The 16,199-nt window shown below is 63.3% G+C and carries 17 protein-coding genes; 3 read left to right on the forward strand and 14 right to left on the reverse strand.

What is annotated here, in order from left to right; all coding sequences use genetic code 11:
* Positions 1-35: 35 nt before the first annotated feature.
* The 14 genes from AC04SH_RS18870 to AC04SH_RS18935 all read right to left on the reverse strand — a co-directional run bounded on the left by AC04SH_RS18870 (position 36) and on the right by AC04SH_RS18935 (position 13,172).
* Entirely contained in the window at positions 36-656 is a 621-nt protein-coding gene (locus AC04SH_RS18870) for a sarcosine oxidase subunit gamma (RefSeq protein ID WP_488576173.1), read from the reverse strand.
* Positions 649-3,627 carry a sarcosine oxidase subunit alpha gene (locus tag AC04SH_RS18875; RefSeq protein WP_488576174.1) on the reverse strand — a complete coding sequence of 993 codons (2,979 nt, stop codon included), beginning with the start codon at positions 3,625-3,627 and terminating at the stop codon, positions 649-651. The genes AC04SH_RS18870 and AC04SH_RS18875 overlap by 8 nt, the downstream gene beginning before the upstream one ends.
* A gap of 238 nt (positions 3,628-3,865) precedes the next feature.
* Positions 3,866-4,141, reverse strand: coding sequence for a sarcosine oxidase subunit delta (locus tag AC04SH_RS18880; RefSeq protein ID WP_488576175.1), 276 nt, complete (start codon positions 4,139-4,141; stop codon positions 3,866-3,868).
* A gap of 10 nt (positions 4,142-4,151) precedes the next feature.
* On the reverse strand, positions 4,152-5,405 hold the full coding sequence (locus AC04SH_RS18885; protein ID WP_488576176.1) for a sarcosine oxidase subunit beta family protein: 1,254 nt from the start codon (positions 5,403-5,405) through the stop codon (positions 4,152-4,154).
* A gap of 36 nt (positions 5,406-5,441) precedes the next feature.
* Positions 5,442-6,749 (reverse strand): type III glutamate--ammonia ligase, encoded by a 1,308-nt coding sequence (gene glnT, locus AC04SH_RS18890; protein WP_488576177.1) that lies wholly within the window; start codon positions 6,747-6,749, stop codon positions 5,442-5,444.
* Positions 6,750-6,784: 35 nt separating this feature from the next.
* On the reverse strand, positions 6,785-8,113 hold the full coding sequence (locus AC04SH_RS18895; RefSeq protein ID WP_488576178.1) for an FMN-binding glutamate synthase family protein: 1,329 nt from the start codon (positions 8,111-8,113) through the stop codon (positions 6,785-6,787).
* Positions 8,114-8,119: 6 nt separating this feature from the next.
* Complete coding sequence (locus AC04SH_RS18900; protein WP_488576179.1) at positions 8,120-8,848, reverse strand: GltB/FmdC/FwdC-like GXGXG domain-containing protein; 729 nt, start codon at positions 8,846-8,848, stop codon at positions 8,120-8,122.
* Positions 8,849-8,852: 4 nt separating this feature from the next.
* Positions 8,853-9,749: a class II glutamine amidotransferase gene (locus AC04SH_RS18905; protein ID WP_488576180.1), complete on the reverse strand. Its 897-nt coding sequence runs from the start codon at positions 9,747-9,749 to the stop codon at positions 8,853-8,855.
* A gap of 85 nt (positions 9,750-9,834) precedes the next feature.
* Positions 9,835-10,152, reverse strand: coding sequence for a hypothetical protein (locus AC04SH_RS18910; RefSeq protein WP_488576181.1), 318 nt, complete (start codon positions 10,150-10,152; stop codon positions 9,835-9,837).
* Positions 10,149-10,838, reverse strand: coding sequence for a hypothetical protein (locus AC04SH_RS18915; RefSeq protein ID WP_488576182.1), 690 nt, complete (start codon positions 10,836-10,838; stop codon positions 10,149-10,151). Before AC04SH_RS18915 ends, AC04SH_RS18910 begins: the two co-directional genes overlap by 4 nt.
* A 41-nt stretch (positions 10,839-10,879) precedes the next feature.
* Entirely contained in the window at positions 10,880-12,283 is a 1,404-nt protein-coding gene (locus tag AC04SH_RS18920) for an APC family permease (protein ID WP_192256113.1), read from the reverse strand.
* 9 nt (positions 12,284-12,292) lie between these two features.
* Positions 12,293-12,448 (reverse strand): hypothetical protein, encoded by a 156-nt coding sequence (locus AC04SH_RS18925; RefSeq protein WP_162712379.1) that lies wholly within the window; start codon positions 12,446-12,448, stop codon positions 12,293-12,295.
* Positions 12,449-12,478: 30 nt separating this feature from the next.
* Positions 12,479-12,856, reverse strand: coding sequence for a hypothetical protein (locus AC04SH_RS18930; RefSeq protein WP_488576183.1), 378 nt, complete (start codon positions 12,854-12,856; stop codon positions 12,479-12,481).
* Positions 12,857-12,884: 28 nt separating this feature from the next.
* A complete protein-coding gene (locus AC04SH_RS18935) occupies positions 12,885-13,172 on the reverse strand; it encodes a hypothetical protein (protein WP_488576184.1) in 288 nt (95 codons plus the stop codon).
* A 286-nt stretch (positions 13,173-13,458) separates the two neighbouring features.
* Between AC04SH_RS18935 and AC04SH_RS18940 the strand changes: the two genes are divergently transcribed.
* From AC04SH_RS18940 to AC04SH_RS18950, 3 genes are read left to right on the forward strand one after another with little or no spacing between them, the layout of a single operon-like run.
* The gene (locus AC04SH_RS18940; protein ID WP_488576185.1) at positions 13,459-14,592 is read left to right on the forward strand and encodes an aminomethyl transferase family protein; all 1,134 of its coding nucleotides are present in this window, start codon (positions 13,459-13,461) and stop codon (positions 14,590-14,592) included.
* A gap of 40 nt (positions 14,593-14,632) precedes the next feature.
* The gene (locus tag AC04SH_RS18945) at positions 14,633-15,229 is read left to right on the forward strand and encodes a dimethylamine monooxygenase subunit DmmA family protein (protein ID WP_488576186.1); all 597 of its coding nucleotides are present in this window, start codon (positions 14,633-14,635) and stop codon (positions 15,227-15,229) included.
* A complete protein-coding gene (locus AC04SH_RS18950; RefSeq protein ID WP_477237202.1) occupies positions 15,226-16,191 on the forward strand; it encodes a PDR/VanB family oxidoreductase in 966 nt (321 codons plus the stop codon). Before AC04SH_RS18945 ends, AC04SH_RS18950 begins: the two co-directional genes overlap by 4 nt.
* The last annotated feature ends 8 nt before the right edge of the window (positions 16,192-16,199 follow it).

The following is a 16,199-nucleotide window of genomic DNA, read 5'->3' on the forward strand; positions in this document are numbered from 1 at the left end:
AATGAGGGGCAGCGCTGAGATCTACAATTGGCGCGTTAAAGTTCCTCAGAATGCCCGATCGCCACGCCGTACTCCGCAGCCGAATCCAGCATCGTGTGCCAAAGGCTCTCGGCAAAAGTCGCAAACGCCAGAACGTTGAACACCGCCAGTCCGTCACGATCCTTCCCGCGCCAGAGCGTGACGCTGGTGTGGTCCATCGAGGTGGCCGCCGCCGCGCCAACCGGAAACGCATCGGGATGCAAATCGATCGACGACAGCTTGGCCAACATCGTCCGCGCTTTGGCGCCGGAGATGCTGGTCAGCACCCGCGCATGCGATTGATCGGAGAGCGACGCCGATTGCGCGAAGGCTGGGGCAAGCGCCCCAATCCCATGCTTGCCACCCTTCGACAGCACGAAAAACTGGTCTGGTCCCGACCAGATCAGCGTTGCATCCGACGTGCCGACCGCCCTCGGTGTTTGCGGAGCCGCCACACCGAAGCGGGCCTTCGCCGACTTGGTCAGCTCGCCCGCCTTGCCGCGCCGCGCCATCACCTGGACGAGGTCGAAGTTGCGGATCTCGGTCAGTGACACGCCGGCATCGCCCCGTGCACCATAAGCGCCGGCAACAAGCGCCCGCTCCAGCGGGCTGCGAACATCCCAGGAAAATTCAGCCACGCTGGCGCCCTCCATCCGGATCGTAGAAGACGGGATTGCAGAGCTCGACATCATAGTCCTCGCCGCGCAGCGGATCATGCGCATGCACGATCTCGCCGGTGCGCTCGCGGCCGCGTTCGACCAGGCCAAGCCCGATCCACTGGTCGAGCGTCGGCGAGAAGCAGACCGAGGTGACGTAGCCCTGATCATTGTCGGGGCCGGGTGTCTGCCCTTTCGGAATGATGTGCGCGCCGGAGCGCAGGCGCCTTGCCTTGTCGACCGGCTTGATGCCGACGACGACCTGTCGATTCGGCGCCACCAGCGCTTCGCGGCCGGCCATGACGCGACCGATAAAATCCTTCTTGGTCGACATCATCTTGCCGAGGCCGAGATCGGCGGCAGTCGTCGTGCCGCTCAGTTCCGGTCCGGCGACATGGCCTTTTTCGACGCGCATCACGCCGAGCGCTTCAGTTCCATAAGGCGTCACGCCGAATTGCTTGCCGGCCAGCATCAGATTGCGCGCCATCGCCTCGCCATAGCGCGCGGGCACCGAAATCTCGAACGCCATCTCGCCGGAGAAAGAGATGCGGAACAGCCGCGCCCTGATGCCGCCGCGCAACGCGACTTCGCGCGCGCCCATGAACGGAAAACCTTCGTTGGACAGGTCCTCGGCCGGATCGACGATTTCCTTCAGCAGATCGCGTGTCTTCGGCCCGGCGATGGAGAACTGCGCCCACTGGTCGGAGACCGAGGTCAGTTGTACGTCGAGTTCGGGAAACAGCACCTGCCGGCAGAACTCGAGATGCTGCATCACCAGCCCGGCCTTGGCCGTGGTGGTGGTGAGGAAATAGTGATCTTCGGCCAGCCGCGAGGTCGTGCCGTCGTCGTAGGCCAGACCATCCTCGCGCAGCATCAACCCGTAACGCGCCTTGCCGACAGCGAGGTTGGAGAAAGTGTTGATGTAGACGCGGTCGAGGAAGGCGCCGGCATCCGGGCCATGCACGTCAATCTTGCCGAGGGTGGAGACATCGCAGAAACCGACGCCCGAACGCACCGCCTTGACCTCACGGGTGACCGATTCCAGCCAGTCCTTCTCGCCGGCGCGCGGATACCACTGCGCGCGCTTCCACAGGCCGGTGTCGACAAAGATCGCGCCCTGTTCGGCGGCCCAGTGATGCGAGGGCGTCAGCCGCGTCGAGTGAAAATTCTCGTCGCGATGATGGCCGGCGAAAGCGCCGATGGCGACGGGCACGTAAGGCGGCCGATAGATGGTCGTGCCGGTCTCGGGAATGGATTTGCCGGTCACTGCCGCCATGATGGCGAGGCCGGCGACGTTGGACGTCTTGCCCTGGTCGGTCGCCATGCCGAGCGTGGTGTAGCGCTTGAGATGCTCGACCGATTCAAAACCCTCGCGCTGCGCCAGCTCGATGTCGGACGCGGTGACGTCATGCTGCTGGTCGACGAAGGCCTTGCCCTTGCCGGTGACATGCCAGAGCGGCGTCAGCGAAAAGGCCTCGTTGTCGGCAATCGGCGTCGATCCCGCAGTGCCGGCGCGCCCAGCATCACGTGCCGCCGTCGCGCCGGCCTCAAACCCTTCACGCAGACAGGCGCCAAGACCGAAGGCGCCGTTGGAGGCACCTGCGGCGACCATGCCGGGAGGCGCGCCGTCCGGGACGAAGGCGGCAATGTCGTCGCGCCATTTCGGCCGGCCGCGATGGTAGGAGGTAAGCCCGACCGCCGGGTTCCAGCCGCCGGAAACGGCGAGCCCGTCAGCCTCGACTTCGGCGCGGGCGCCACCCGTCAGTGACACCGAGATCTTGCGTACACCGTCCTTGCCACGGTCGACGGCGCTCACTGAACCGTGCAGGATCGTGAAGCCGTTTTTGGATGCCAACGACCGATGCGCCGGTGGTACATCCGGCCGTGCGTCGATCACCGCCGCGACCTGCAATCCGGCGCCGAGCGCGGTCTCGACCGTGCGCCAGCCATCCTCATTGTTGGTGAACAGCGCGATGCGCTTTGCCGGCGTAGCGGCATAGCGTGTGACATAGGTCCGCATGGCGGACGCCATCATCACGCCGGGCGTGTCGTTGCCGGCAAAGACTATGGGTCGTTCGATCGCGCCGGCAGCTACGACGCAGCGCTTGGCCACGATCCGCCACAGGCGCTGGCGCACCTGGTGCTCGGGTGGCGTCGGCAGATGATCGTTGACGCGCTCGATCGCACCATAAGTGCCGCCATCATAGACGCCGAATAATGTCGTGCGCGTCATGATGCGGACGTCCGGCATCGCCGCCAGTTCGGCCAGCGTGCGCTGCGTCCACTCCGCTGCCGGCAGGCCGTCGATGGTGCCGCCATCGGCCAGAAGGCGGCCGCCAGGGACAAAATCCTCTTCGCACAGGATGACGCGCGCACCGCTGCGACCTGCTGCGAGCGCGGCGGCGAGACCTGCCGGGCCGGAGCCGGCGATCACCACATCGCAATGCGCCCAGGCTTTGTCGTAGTGATCGGGATCGGGGGTTACCGCAGCACGGCCGAGGCCGGCGGCACGGCGGATCGCCGGCTCGTAGATCATCTCCCAGAACTTCGCCGGCCACATGAAGGTCTTGTAGTAAAAGCCGGCGACGAAGATCGGCGCGAACAGCTGGTTGACCGACATCACATCGTGGCGCAGCGACGGCCAGCGGTTCTGGCTGGCGGCTTCCAGCCCTTCATAGAGCTCGGCGGTCGTCGCCTTGGTGTTGGCCTCGCGCCTTGCGCCGGTGCGCAGTTCGACCAACGCATTCGGCTCTTCCGAGCCGGCGGTCAGGATGCCGCGCGGGCGATGGTATTTGAACGAACGGCCGACCAGCTTGACGCCATTGGCGACCAACGCCGCCGCCAGCGTGTCGCCCTGGAAGCCGGAGAAGCTCTTGCCGTCGAAGCGGAAGGTGAGTGGCTTCGAGCGGTCGATGAGACCGCCGGAGGTGAGGCGATGGGATTGAGAGGTCACGATGTCCAGCCTCTCGATTTGATGTCGTCGCGAAGGGTAGCGCTGCCCCTCATCGCCCTGCCGGGCACTTCTCCCCGTATAGTGACTGGGAGAAGGGGGCTGGCCGCAACGCCGGCCTTCGTCTTGCTTCGCTGATGATTGGCGAAACCGTTGGCGAGAGCGCCCCTCTCCCCGTCTCTATACGGGGAGAGGATGCCGGCAGGCAGGTGAGGGGCAGCGCCGACGTGGCCAAAATAGCTCATTTCGCCACCAGCCTCGCACCAGCACCAACCGCCGGCTCCACCGCCGAAATTTCATGCGTCAGCGTGTTGCGGGTGACCTTCAGCCAGGCCCGGCAGCCGCCGCCGTGATACCAGTTCTCGCTCATCACGCCGGCGACGTTGTCGCGCAGATAGACATAGTCGTAGACGGCATCCTCGCCGGCACCCGCGACGGGGCGTTGCGGCTTGGCGTCGCCGAGATAGGTGAACTCGCCGAGTTCACGTTCGCCGCAGAAGGGACAGGTAATACGCATCTAACTGTCCTCAGTGCAGGTTCGGTTGGGCGCCCTGGCCCTTTTCGTCGATCATGGCGCCGCGCTGGAAGCGGTCGAGGCGGAACAAAGCCGCCTCCTTGTGCGACTCGTCGCGCGCCAGAAGATGGGCAAAGACGAAGCCGGAGCCGGGTGTCGCCTTGAAGCCGCCATAGCACCAGCCGGCATTGAGATAGAGCCCGTCGACCGGCGTCTTGTCGATGATCGGCGAGCCGTCCATCGACATGTCCATGATGCCGCCCCACTGACGCAAAAGCCGCACGCGGCCGATCATCGGGATCAGCGCCATGCCGCCCTCGCAGACATCCTCCATGACAGGCAGATTGCCGCGCTGGGCGTAGGAATTGTAGCCATCGATATCGCCGCCGAAGACCAGGCCGCCCTTGTCCGACTGACTGACATAGAAATGCCCGGCGCCGAAGGTCATGACTCCGGGAATGAGCGGCTTGATCGCTTCCGAAACGAAGGCTTGCAGCACATGGCTTTCGATCGGCAGCCGCAGGCCCGCCATCGCCGCCACGCGCGAGGAGGAACCGGCAACTGCCATGCCGACCTTGCTAGCGCCGATCTTGCCGCGCGATGTCTCGACGCCGCTGACCTTGCCATTGCCGTCTCTGACAAAGCCGGTGACTTCGCAATTCTGGATGATGTCGACGCCGAGTTCGCTCGCCGCATGGGCATAGCCCCACACCACCGCGTCGTGCCGCGCCGTGCCGCCGCGCCGCTGCAACAGCCCGCCTTGCACCGGAAAGCGCGCATGGTCGAAATTCAGGAAGGGCAGCATCTTCTTCAGAGCCGCCTGGTCGAGCAGTTCGGCGTCGATGCCGTTGATGCGCATCGTGTTGCCGCGCCGCGCATAGGCGTCGCGCTGCGCGTCGGAATGATAGAGGTTGAGGACGCCGCGCTGGCTGACCATCGAATTGTAGTTGAGGTCCTGCTCCATCCGCTCCCACAGCTTCATCGACAATTCGTAGAAGCCGGTATTGCCGGGCAGGCCGTAATTGGAGCGGATGATGGTGGTGTTGCGGCCGGCATTGCCGGAGCCGATCCAGCCCTTTTCCAGCACGGCGACGTTTTTGATGCCGAACTCGCTGGCGAGGAACCAGGCGGTGGCGAGACCGTGGCCGCCGCCACCGATGATTACCACATCGTAGTGGTCTTTCGGGCTGGCATCGCGCCAGGTGCGCTGCCAGTTTTTGTGGCCGGAAAGGGCGGCGCGAGCAAGCGAGAAGATCGAATATTTCATACGTTCATTCCGAGGTCGCTCGCACCGCTTGGACGGTTAGATGTCCAGCGTGTGGTCACGCTCCCATTGCGTGAAGTGCGAAGCATAGGAATTCCATTCCTGGTGCTTCAGCTTTAGGTAAGCCGACGAGAATTCCTCACCCAGCGCCGCCTTCAGCGATTTGTCCTTGTCGAACTCACGCAGCGCGTCGAGCAGGTTGAGCGGAAGCTTCGGCGCGCCCTTCACCGTGTGGCCGTACTGGTACATGTCGATGTCGTAGCGCTTGCCGGGATCGGCCTTGGAACGGATGCCGTCGAGACCGGCGGCGATGATCACGGCCTGCAAGAGATAGGGGTTGGCGGCGCCATCGGGCAGGCGCAGCTCGAAGCGGCCGGGGCCGGGCACGCGCACCATGTGGGTGCGGTTGTTGCCGGTCCAGGTCACCGTGTTCGGCGCCCAGGTCGCGCCCGAAATGGTGCGCGGCGCGTTGATGCGCTTGTAGGAATTGACCGTCGGGTTGGTGATCGCGGCGAGCGCCGAGGCATGCTTCATGATGCCGCCGAGGAAATTCTTGCCCTTGGCTGAAAGGCCAAGCTCCATCGCATTGTCGGCAAAGACATTGGTCTTGCCCGCCTTGTCCCACACAGAGATATGCGCGTGGCAGCCATTGCCGGTCAGGCCCTGGAAGGGTTTCGGCATGAAGGTGGCGCGCAGGCCGTGCTTTTCGGCCACCGACCTGACCATGAACTTGAAGAAGGAGTGCTTGTCGGCGGTTGCCAGCACGTCGTCGAAGGCCCAGTTCATCTCGAACTGGCCGTTGGCGTCCTCATGGTCGTTCTGGTACGGGCTCCAGCCCAGCGCCAGCATGTGGTCGCAGATCTCGGCGATGACATCGTAGCGGCGCATCACCGCCTGCTGGTCGTAGCAGGGCTTCGAGGCGGTATCGTATTTGTCGGAGATCACGCTGCCGTCCGGCGAGATCAGGAAGAACTCGGCCTCGACGCCGGTCTTGACATGCATGCCGTCGCCGGCGGCTTCCGCGATCAGCCGCCGCAGCGTGTTGCGCGGTGCCTGCTCGACCTCCTTGTCGTCCATGATGCAATTGGCGGCGACCCAGGCGACGTCTGGCTTCCACGGCAATTGGATGACCGAGGCCGGATCGGGTACCGCCAGCATATCGGGATGCGCCGGCGTCAGATCGAGCCAGGTGGCGAAACCGGCAAAGCCGGCGCCGTCCTTCTGCATGTCTGATATCGCCTGCGCCGGCACCAGCTTGGCGCGCTGACCACCGAACAGGTCGGTGTAGGAAATCATGAAATATTTGACGCCGTTCTCTTTGGCGAATGCGGCGAGATCGTTCCCCATTATAGTTCCTCGCTTATGGTATTTTGGATGTTGTCTTAGAAGCCGTTCTTCCCCGGTATCCAGTTGGTGCCGGCAAGTGGCACGCCGGCCATGGCGGCGGCTTCGATGGTGAGTGCGACGAGATCCTCGGGCTCGAGATTGTGCAGGCTGTTCTTGCCGCAGGCACGGGCAATCGTCTGCGCCTCGAGCGTCATCACCTTGAGATAGTTGGCGAGACGCCGCCCGGCGGCGATCGGATCGACCCGCTTCATCAGTTCGGGGTCCTGCGTGGTGATGCCGGCGGGGTCGCGGCCCTCGTGCCAGTCGTCATAGGCCCCGGCGGTGGTGCCAAGCGCATTGTACTCCGACTCCCAGCGCGGATCATTGTCGCCCAGTGCGACAAGCGCTGCCGTGCCGATCGACACCGCGTCGACGCCGAGCGCCAGCGCCTTGGCGACATCGGCGCCGTTGCGGATACCGCCCGACACGATCAGCTGCACCTTGCGGTGCATGCCGAGGTCCTGCAGCGCCTGCACAGCCGGCCTGATGCAGGCAAGCGTCGGCTGGCCGACATTTTCGATGAACACTTCCTGGGTGGCGGCCGTGCCGCCCTGCATGCCGTCGACGACGACGACATCGGCGCCGGCCTTCACCGCAAGCGCTGTATCGTAATAGGGGCGCGCGCCGCCGACCTTGACGTAGATTGGCTTTTCCCAGTCGGTGATTTCGCGCAGTTCGAGGATCTTGATCTCGAGATCGTCGGGGCCGGTCCAGTCGGGGTGGCGTGAGGCCGATCGCTGGTCGATGCCTTTCGGCAGTGTGCGCATCTCGGCGACGCGGTCGGAGATCTTCTGGCCGAGCAGCATGCCGCCGCCACCAGGCTTGGCGCCCTGGCCGACAACGACCTCGATGGCATCGGCCCGGCGCAGGTCGCGCGGGTTCATGCCATAGCGGGATGGCAGATACTGATAGACCAGCGTCTTGGAATGGCCGCGCTCTTCCTCGGTCATGCCGCCATCGCCCGTGGTGGTCGAGGTGCCGGCCAGTGTCGCGCCTCGGCCGAGGGCTTCTTTCGCCGGGCCGGACAACGAGCCAAAGCTCATGCCGGCAATGGTGATCGGGATCTTCAGCTCGATCGGCTTCTTGGCATGGCGCGAACCCAGCACCACTGATGTGTCGCAGCGCTCGCGATAGCCTTCGAGCGGATAGCGCGAGATCGAGGCGCCGAGGAACAGAAGATCGTCGAAATGCGGCAGTTTGCGCTTGGCGCCGGCGCCCCTGATATCATAGATGCCGGTCGCCGCGGCGCGGCGGATTTCGGAGAGCGTGTAGTCGTCGAAGGTCGCGGATTTGCGCGGCGTCGTCGGCGGGTTCTTGTAGGTCATGATGCCTCAATACGCGTCGGCGTTGTCGATATTGAAATTGTAGAGCGTGCGCGCCGAGCCGTAGCGCTTGAACTCCGACGGCTTGACGCCGGTCACGCCGGCGCGGTCGAGCAGGCCCTGCAGGAGTTCGATGTGCTCGGGCCGCATTTCCTTGGCGATGCAATCGGCGCCGAGGCTTTCGACCTTGCCGCGCACGAACAGCCGCGCCTCGTAGATGGAATCGCCCAGCGCATCGCCGGCATCGCCCAGCACCACCAGATTGCCCGACTGCGCCATGAAGGCCGACATGTGGCCGATATTGCCGTGCACGACGATGTCTATGCCCTTCATCGAGATGCCGCAGCGCGATGACGCATTGCCCTCGATGACCAGCAGCCCGCCCTTGCCGGTGGCGCCGGCATATTGGCTGGCGTCGCCCTTGATGACGATCGAGCCCGACATCATGTTTTCGCCGACACCGGGGCCGGCCGAACCATGCACGGTGATGGCAGCGCCGTCATTCATGCCGGCGCAATAGTAGCCGACGCTGCCGCGCACATCGATGGTGACAGGCTGGTCGACGCCGACGGCGACCGAATGGCTGCCCTTGGGGTGCAGCACCTCCCACGCCGTCTCGTTGGAACCGGGCGTCAAGTTGTGAAGCGCTTGATTGAGCTCTCGCAGCGACGACACATCGAGGTCGAAGACCCGGGAGGCGTGGTCTTGCGCCACCTTCGAAAGTTTGGTTGCCGGCATGGGCTCAATGCTCCCAGAAATAGACGGTTGCGGGTTCCGGTTCCCAGACCCTCGCATTGTCTATGCCGGGCAGCTTGGTCAGCGCGCGATATTCCGAGCCGAAGGCGACATACTGGTCGGTCTCGGCCATGACGGCCGGCTTGCAGGCGATCGGGTCACGCACCACGCCAAAGCCGTTCTTGGTGCCGACGACGAAGGTGAAGAAGCCGTCGAGGTCGGACAGCGTGCCTTCCAGCGCCTCGCCGAGATTCTTGCCGTGCGCCATCTGCGAAGAGAGGTAGGCGGCCGCCACCTCGGTATCGTTCTCGGTCTCGAAGGTCATGCCTTCGCGCCGCAATTCGCGCCGCACATTGTTGTGGTTGGACAGCGAGCCATTGTGCACCAGGCACTGGTCGGCGCCGGTCGAGAACGGATGCGCACCCATCGTGGTGACGGCCGATTCCGTCGCCATGCGGGTGTGGCCGATGCCATGCGTGCCGGTCATCGAGCGGACGTCGAAGCGGTCGACCACCGCCTCCGGCAGGCCGACTTCCTTGTATATCTCCACCGCTTCGCCGGCGCCCATGATGCGCACGTCGGGCCGGATCGACTGCAACGCTTCGCGCGCGGCGTCGACCTTGCCTGGCGCGGTCCTGAGTACGGCGTGCGTCGACTTCACCGCGATGCTCACCGGTGCGCCGATGGCCTTGGCAAGTTCGGCATCGAGGCCGTGAAAATCGCGCTCGGGCTTGGCCGACTGGATGGTGATCTTGGCTTCGTTTTTGGAAGTGGCGCCATAGATGGCGATGCCGGCGCTGTCGGGGCCGCGATCGCTGAGCGAGATCAGCATCTGCGACAGCATCGAGCCGAGTTGCGGCTCAAGCGACTTGTCCTTCAAAAAAAGTCCGACGATTCCACACATGTCAGCCTCCCGGCGTTTGCAGCTAAGAGATGATGTATCGAATGCGCTGTCCGAATTCAATCATATGAAAAAAATTTTCCTCTAGTTACGTATGCGGCTCAATCCCACTTTGTGCACTATCGCTGCCCAGGCGGACACTGTGAACCCATGTGGCGGTGCGGACACGGGCGATTTTGTAGGCATCTAGGATCGACAGCGCATAGATCAGGAAGCCGCCGGCATGCCGGCCGACAAAGCTGGCGTCGGCCGGCGCGATCTTGGCTGTCACCCAGGCGAGGATCACCATGAAGAAAAGGAACTGCAGGCCACGCACAGGCACGCCCAGAATGACATGGCCGCTTGCCGGCAGGACGATTGCGGCGCCAAGCACCAGATAAGGATTTGTCGGTGCGGGTGCGCTCATGCCACCTGCCTTTCCTGTCTGTTGATGGCATCGCGCAGCGCCGATGCCGAGGTGAGCAGCCTCTCGACCAGTGCCGGATCGAGGCTCGCGCCGCCGAAGGCAGCCTGCCGGAACACGCCGTAGCGCGCGCGCTCGGCCTCGGCCAGCAGCCAGACGATGCGCACGCCGTTCGGCGTGATCAAAAGTTCCTTGGCGCGGCCCTCGGCAAAGATGTCCAGATGACTGGCGATCAGGTTCTGCGGAAAGCGCGCGCCCCTTAAGTCTGTTCGCAACACGGCTTCGGCCGGAAAACCCGGAGCTTTCGGAAGCGTGTGCTGAAGGTGATCGAAATTGGAGAAGGTGGTCGGCGATCCCGGCCGCATCATCATGTCGAAGGTCGCCGGTACCGCAACAGGTTCGGTGACCGAAACGCTGAGCCAGCGCGCCGGCAGTTTTCGCGTCGCCAGCGTGTCGACGATGGTGCGCACTTGCACGCGCCGTTCGTTCCACGAACCCACCCAGGTGACGACGCCAACCGTGCCATCTGAAACGTCGACGGCATCTGCGATGACGGTGCGGATGCTGGCCTCCTCGGCGGCATGAGCAGCCATGGCCCTGTTGCGGCTGGCGCGCGCAAGCCAGGCGAGGTGCACGACGAGAGCCAAGGCTATCGCCCCGGCCAGCAATGCTGTCGTCACGTCAGACACTCGTCACGCAATGCCTGCCCAAACCGGCAGGCCCTCTCCTGTCAATAGCCCTGTGGCTTCGGCCACGGCATGGTGAACTGGTCGCCGCGGCGCACATAGCGGTAGCGGTAGAAATGGAACCACAGCGAGATCAGGAAATAGAAGATGGTCATCGCGATCAGCTGCGAGCCGAAGCCGAGGAAGATCGCAAAGAAGGTCACCACACACAGGCAAAACAGCACGATCGCGGGCAGCGGGTGGAATGGGTGTGTGTAGCCGCGGCGGATGGTTCCGAGCGGCCACTTCTTCCGGAACATCATGATGTTGATGCTCATGAAGGTGTATTGCAGCACGCCCGACAGGATCGAGAAGGTGATCGCCTGGTTGAGGTCGGCGATGAAGGCAAAGGCGAGCGCGATAGGCAGCAGGAACAGGATCGAGCGGTAAGGCGTGCGGTATTTCGGATGCACCGCCGAGAACCAGGTCGGCAGATAGCGGTCGCGTCCGAGCGAGAACCAGGCGCGGGCCGCGTCGTTGATGCAGCCATTGGCGGAAGCGAGCGCGGCCAGCAGCGTGGCGATGAAAAGCAGGTTTTCGAGCAGCGCGCTCCCGGTCAGCTTGCCGGCATCCCACAGCGGATAATAGGTGATGCCGAGATATTCCCAGGGCATCAGCGAGGCGCAGACATACCAGGTCATGGCGGCGGCGATCAGAAGCGTGATCATGCCGGCCATGGTGCCGTAGGGCAGCGAGCGGGCCGGCGAACGCACTTCCTCGGCTGCCTGCGTGGTGCCTTCGATGCCGAGATAATACCAGATGCCGAACTGGAAGGCGGCGATGACGCCGATCCAGCCATAGGGCAACGCATTGCCCGGCGTCACCAGCTCGTTGAGCTTCAGCACCGCGCCTTGCGTCCACGGACTGACCGAGAAGAACAGGATGACGATCGAGACATAGGCGATCGCTGTGATGACGAAGTTGACGTTGAGCGTCATTAGAACGCCGCGATAGTTCAGCCACGCCAACACGACGATGGTGGCGGCAATGAAGGAATTGTGGGTGAGCCCCTCGACGCCGGCCTTGGCGACGATGGTATCGCCGAGCAGGATGGCGTCCGAGACCTCAAGCATCGTGTAGGCAAAGACCAGGAACAGCGCGACGTTGAACGCCATCAGCGGACCGACAATGTGCTTGGCCTGCGCGTACTGGCCGCCGGCGGCAGCCACCGTCGATGTCACTTCGGAATCGATCATGGCGACCGAGGTGTAGAGCAGCCCGACCACCCAGCAGACGATGAGTGCTGCCAGCGCGCCGCCCTTGTCGGCCGAGAAATTCCAGCCGGTGAATTCGCCGACCAGGACGATGCCGACGCCGAGCGCCCAGACATGGGCCGGGCCGAGCACCCTGAGCAGCGAAACCCTGTCGCCGTGGATTGCCGTAATTATCGTTTCAGCCGCGACCGCCATTGTTTTCCCCTAAACCCGGTGCTTTTCGGAAACGGCTTCAAGCTCGCCTTCGCGCGAGGAGGTCAGCACCTCCTCGGAGTAGGTCGTGTCGATCTTGAACCAGTCGTAGAGCATCCACAGCGCAAGCACGACCGAGATACCCCAGCATGCATAAGACAGAGCCATCCACATGGTGCGTCCCCAAAATCTCTGGCGTTACTTGTCGCCGAATTTTTCGTTGATGACGTCGCGGTATTCGCGGTCGGAGGCGCGGAACAGGAAGACGAAATAGCCGATCAGCACCGCCGCCATGATGATCAGCGTCGGCCAGTCGATGATGTAGTGGAAGCGGTTCTGGATGATGTCGTGCGCGGTCTCCGGCGTGTAGCCGAGCTTTTCCCAGATCGAGGCCATGGTCGGGTTCTGTCCGAGCGCCTCCCAGGTCTTGGCGTCGAGCGCGTCGATGGATTTTGCAGCACCGGCGAGGCCCAGTTTCAGCGGCAGCCACAGCGCCACGAAAATAGCGACCACGACGACGACGATATCGAAAATCTGCCCGGCCTTGCCTTGTTCCGGCGGCGTGTAGCGCGACATGTCTTCTACCCCTCAGGACGTTCTATTTTCAGGACTTGCGGTTGCGGGCCGCGTCGGCGTTCTTGATGTCGAGACTGTAGATGAAGTCCTTGTCTTCCTTGTAGTGATTGATCATCGCCAGAATGGCGGCCGTGTTGAAGATCAGCACGGCCGCCGCCGCGATGGCGACGACGATCTTGATCCCGCTGTCGGGGATGTAGGGCCATGTCATGATGAGCACGAAGAGGATCGTCGCCCACAGGCAGATGATCAGGAGCGCGGATCCGCGCACGTCGGAACGGTACAGCGCTTCGATGCGCTGCTGCAGGTCTGACATCGGTTTTCCCCTTTTTCCAACGCCGGCTTCCGAATCGGCCGATCGCTGCCCTCTTTCAAGAGAGTGAAATTTTTTTCATAAATTCAGGCCGATTTGCGGAATTGTCAAGACGAATTTACGTTTGGTTAACTGGTCATTTCGCGTGGGAAATTTTGCCTGACAATGAAATTATTTGCTTACGGGTATTGCGGCGCCCGAACGTTTGCGATCAATATTCCACCCAAAGCGCCCGCAGCAGTGCGAGGGGCAGGGAACAGCACAGAATTTTCGAACGGAGGATTAGCGGATGACGGCATCCTGGAGATTTTCGACCCTGGCGGATCGCCATCGCGCGCTCGGCTCGAAGCTCGAAGACTGGAGCGGCATGGGCACCGCCTGGACCTATGACAAGGACGCCGACGAGGAATACACCGCCATCCGCACCAAGGCCGGGCTGATGGATGTCTCCGGCCTGAAAAAGGTCCACATCACCGGGCCGCACGCCTCGCACCTCATCGATCTCGCCACGACGCGCGACGTCGAAAAAATCTATCCCGGCAAGTCGGCCTATGCCTGCATGCTGAACGAGGCCGGAAAATTCACCGACGACTGCATCCTCTACCGCACTGGCCCGAACGCCTGGATGGTGGTGCACGGTTCCGGCACCGGCCATGAGGAATTGCAGCGCGCCTCCGTCGGCCGCGACGTCTCGCTGCGCTTCGACGACAATCTGCACGACCTGTCGCTGCAAGGGCCGACCGCGGTCGACTATCTCGCCAAGCATGTGCCCGGCATTCGTGACCTGCCGTACTTCCATCACATGCAGACGCAGCTCTTCGGCTTCCCGGTGATGATCTCGCGCACCGGCTACACCGGCGAGCGCGGCTACGAAATCTTCTGCCGCGGCCAGGATGCGGGCACGATCTGGGACAGGATCCTCGACGAGGGCAAGAGCGCGGGCATCATTCCCTGCCGCTTCACCACGCTGGATATGCTGCGCGTCGAAAGCTATCTGCTGTTCTATCCCTACGACAATTCGCAAAAATACCCGTTCGAGAATGAAGGCCCCGGCGACACGCTTTGGGAGCTCGGCCTCGATTTCACCGTCAGTCCCGGCAAGACCGGTTTCCGCGGCGCCGAGGAGCACTATCGGCTGAAGGGCAAGGAACGCTTCAAGATCTATGGCGTTCTGCTCGACGGCAAGGAGCCGGCCGACGAGGGTGCGCCGGTCTATCGCGACGGCAAAAAGGTCGGCGTGGTGACCTGCGCCATGTATTCGCCGCTGGTCAAGAAATCGATGGGCATCGCTCGCCTCGACGTCGATTGCGCGGTCAAGGACACCAAGCTCGAGATCCGCAACAAGAGCGGTTCGATCAAGGCGACGGCGCAGCCGCTTCCCTTCGACGATCCCAAAAAGACCAAGCGCACCGCCAAGGGTTGAGGCACAATCGACAGCGAGGGATTTGGGGCACAAAGAGAGTATGGCAGCCAAGACGATCATCAGCCGGCCCATTTACGGAACCCTGTCTCCGCAGCCCGGCAAGCATCATCTTTTCGTGGCGGATGCGGAAGGCGCGCTGGCGATTGTTGATATGGCAAAGACAGCCCCGCCTGGTTTCTTCGATGGGGCCGAGATCGTCTTCATTCCCGGGTCTGACGGCAAGCATGTCGCAGCCCTCGAAGCGCTGAAGCCGGCGCAATTCCATGTCGCGCCGTCCTTCGCCAGCCTGCTGCCGCGGCTGAAGCAGACGCTGGCCAACGCCCATATGGGCCTGCGCCTCTATCTCGCCGGCACCGAAGGGCTGATCGGCCAGGCCATGCAGGTGGCGCTCGAAGCCGGCATCGACCACACCTCGATGCAGACCGAACACCGAGGCTCGCTGGCGCGGCGCATGCAGTGCGTGCACTGCAAGGGCATCACGGAAAACGTGACGACGCAGCCGGCGACCTGTTCGCATTGCGGTCTGCTGCTTCTGGTGCGCGACCACTATTCAAGGCGGCTCGCGGCCTTCCAGGGCGTTTGCATCAACGCCGAGGATCGCAGTGAAATTCCTCCTGTCGAGGAGGCCTTCCCATGAGCACCGGCACCACCAAGCTCGATGTCGTGGTCAGCGATGTCGTCCCGGTCAACGACCTCGTCACCCGCTTCCATTTCCGCCGCCGCGACGGTGAACTGTTGCCGACCTTTTCCGGCGGCGCCCATGTCGTGGTCGAGATGCGCGATGGCGACCTCACCAGGCTCAACCCCTATTCGCTGATGGGTTCGCCGCTCGACACGCGCGAATACACCATCTCGGTGCGCCGCGACGATGTCGGCCGCGGCGGCTCGCTGTTCATGCACCGGTCGGTCAAGCCCGGCCTGGAGATGGTGGTCAGCTATCCCGTAAACCTGTTCTCGCTTGATCTCAGGGCAAAGAAACATCTGATGCTGGCCGGCGGCATCGGCATCACGCCGTTCATGGCGCAGACCGCGCAGCTTGCCGGCTCAGGCGGCAATTTCGAACTACACTATACCTGCCGCACCGCGTCGCTCGGCACCTATGCCGATGTGCTGCAGGAACGCTATGGCCGCCGCATCCGGCTCTATCACGACGATCTGGACGAGCGCATCGAACTCGACCGTCTCTTGTCCTCGCAGCCGCTCGGCACGCATCTCTATGTCTGCGGTCCGGCCGGCATGATAAACTGGGTACGAGCCCGCGCGGCAGAACTGGGCTGGCCGCCGGAGACCGTGCACTACGAGCATTTCGCAGCACCCCAGCCCGGCCTGCCGTTCGACGTCACACTTGCGGTCAGCGGCAAGACCATCCGCGTCGGCGAACAGCAGAGCCTGCTCGAAGCCATCGAAGCCGCCGGCGTCGATCCGCCCTATCTCTGCCGCGGCGGCGTCTGCGGCCAGTGCGAGACCAACGTCATCTCGTATGACGGCAAGTTCATCCACAACGACCACTGGCTGAGCGAGGAAGACCACCGTTCCGGCTGCAAGATTATGCCGTGCGTGTCGCGCTTCGAAGGCAAGTCGCTGGTCTTGGAGCGGTAGGAGGAAAT

The organism is Mesorhizobium sp. CNPSo 4688, assembly GCF_057784295.1.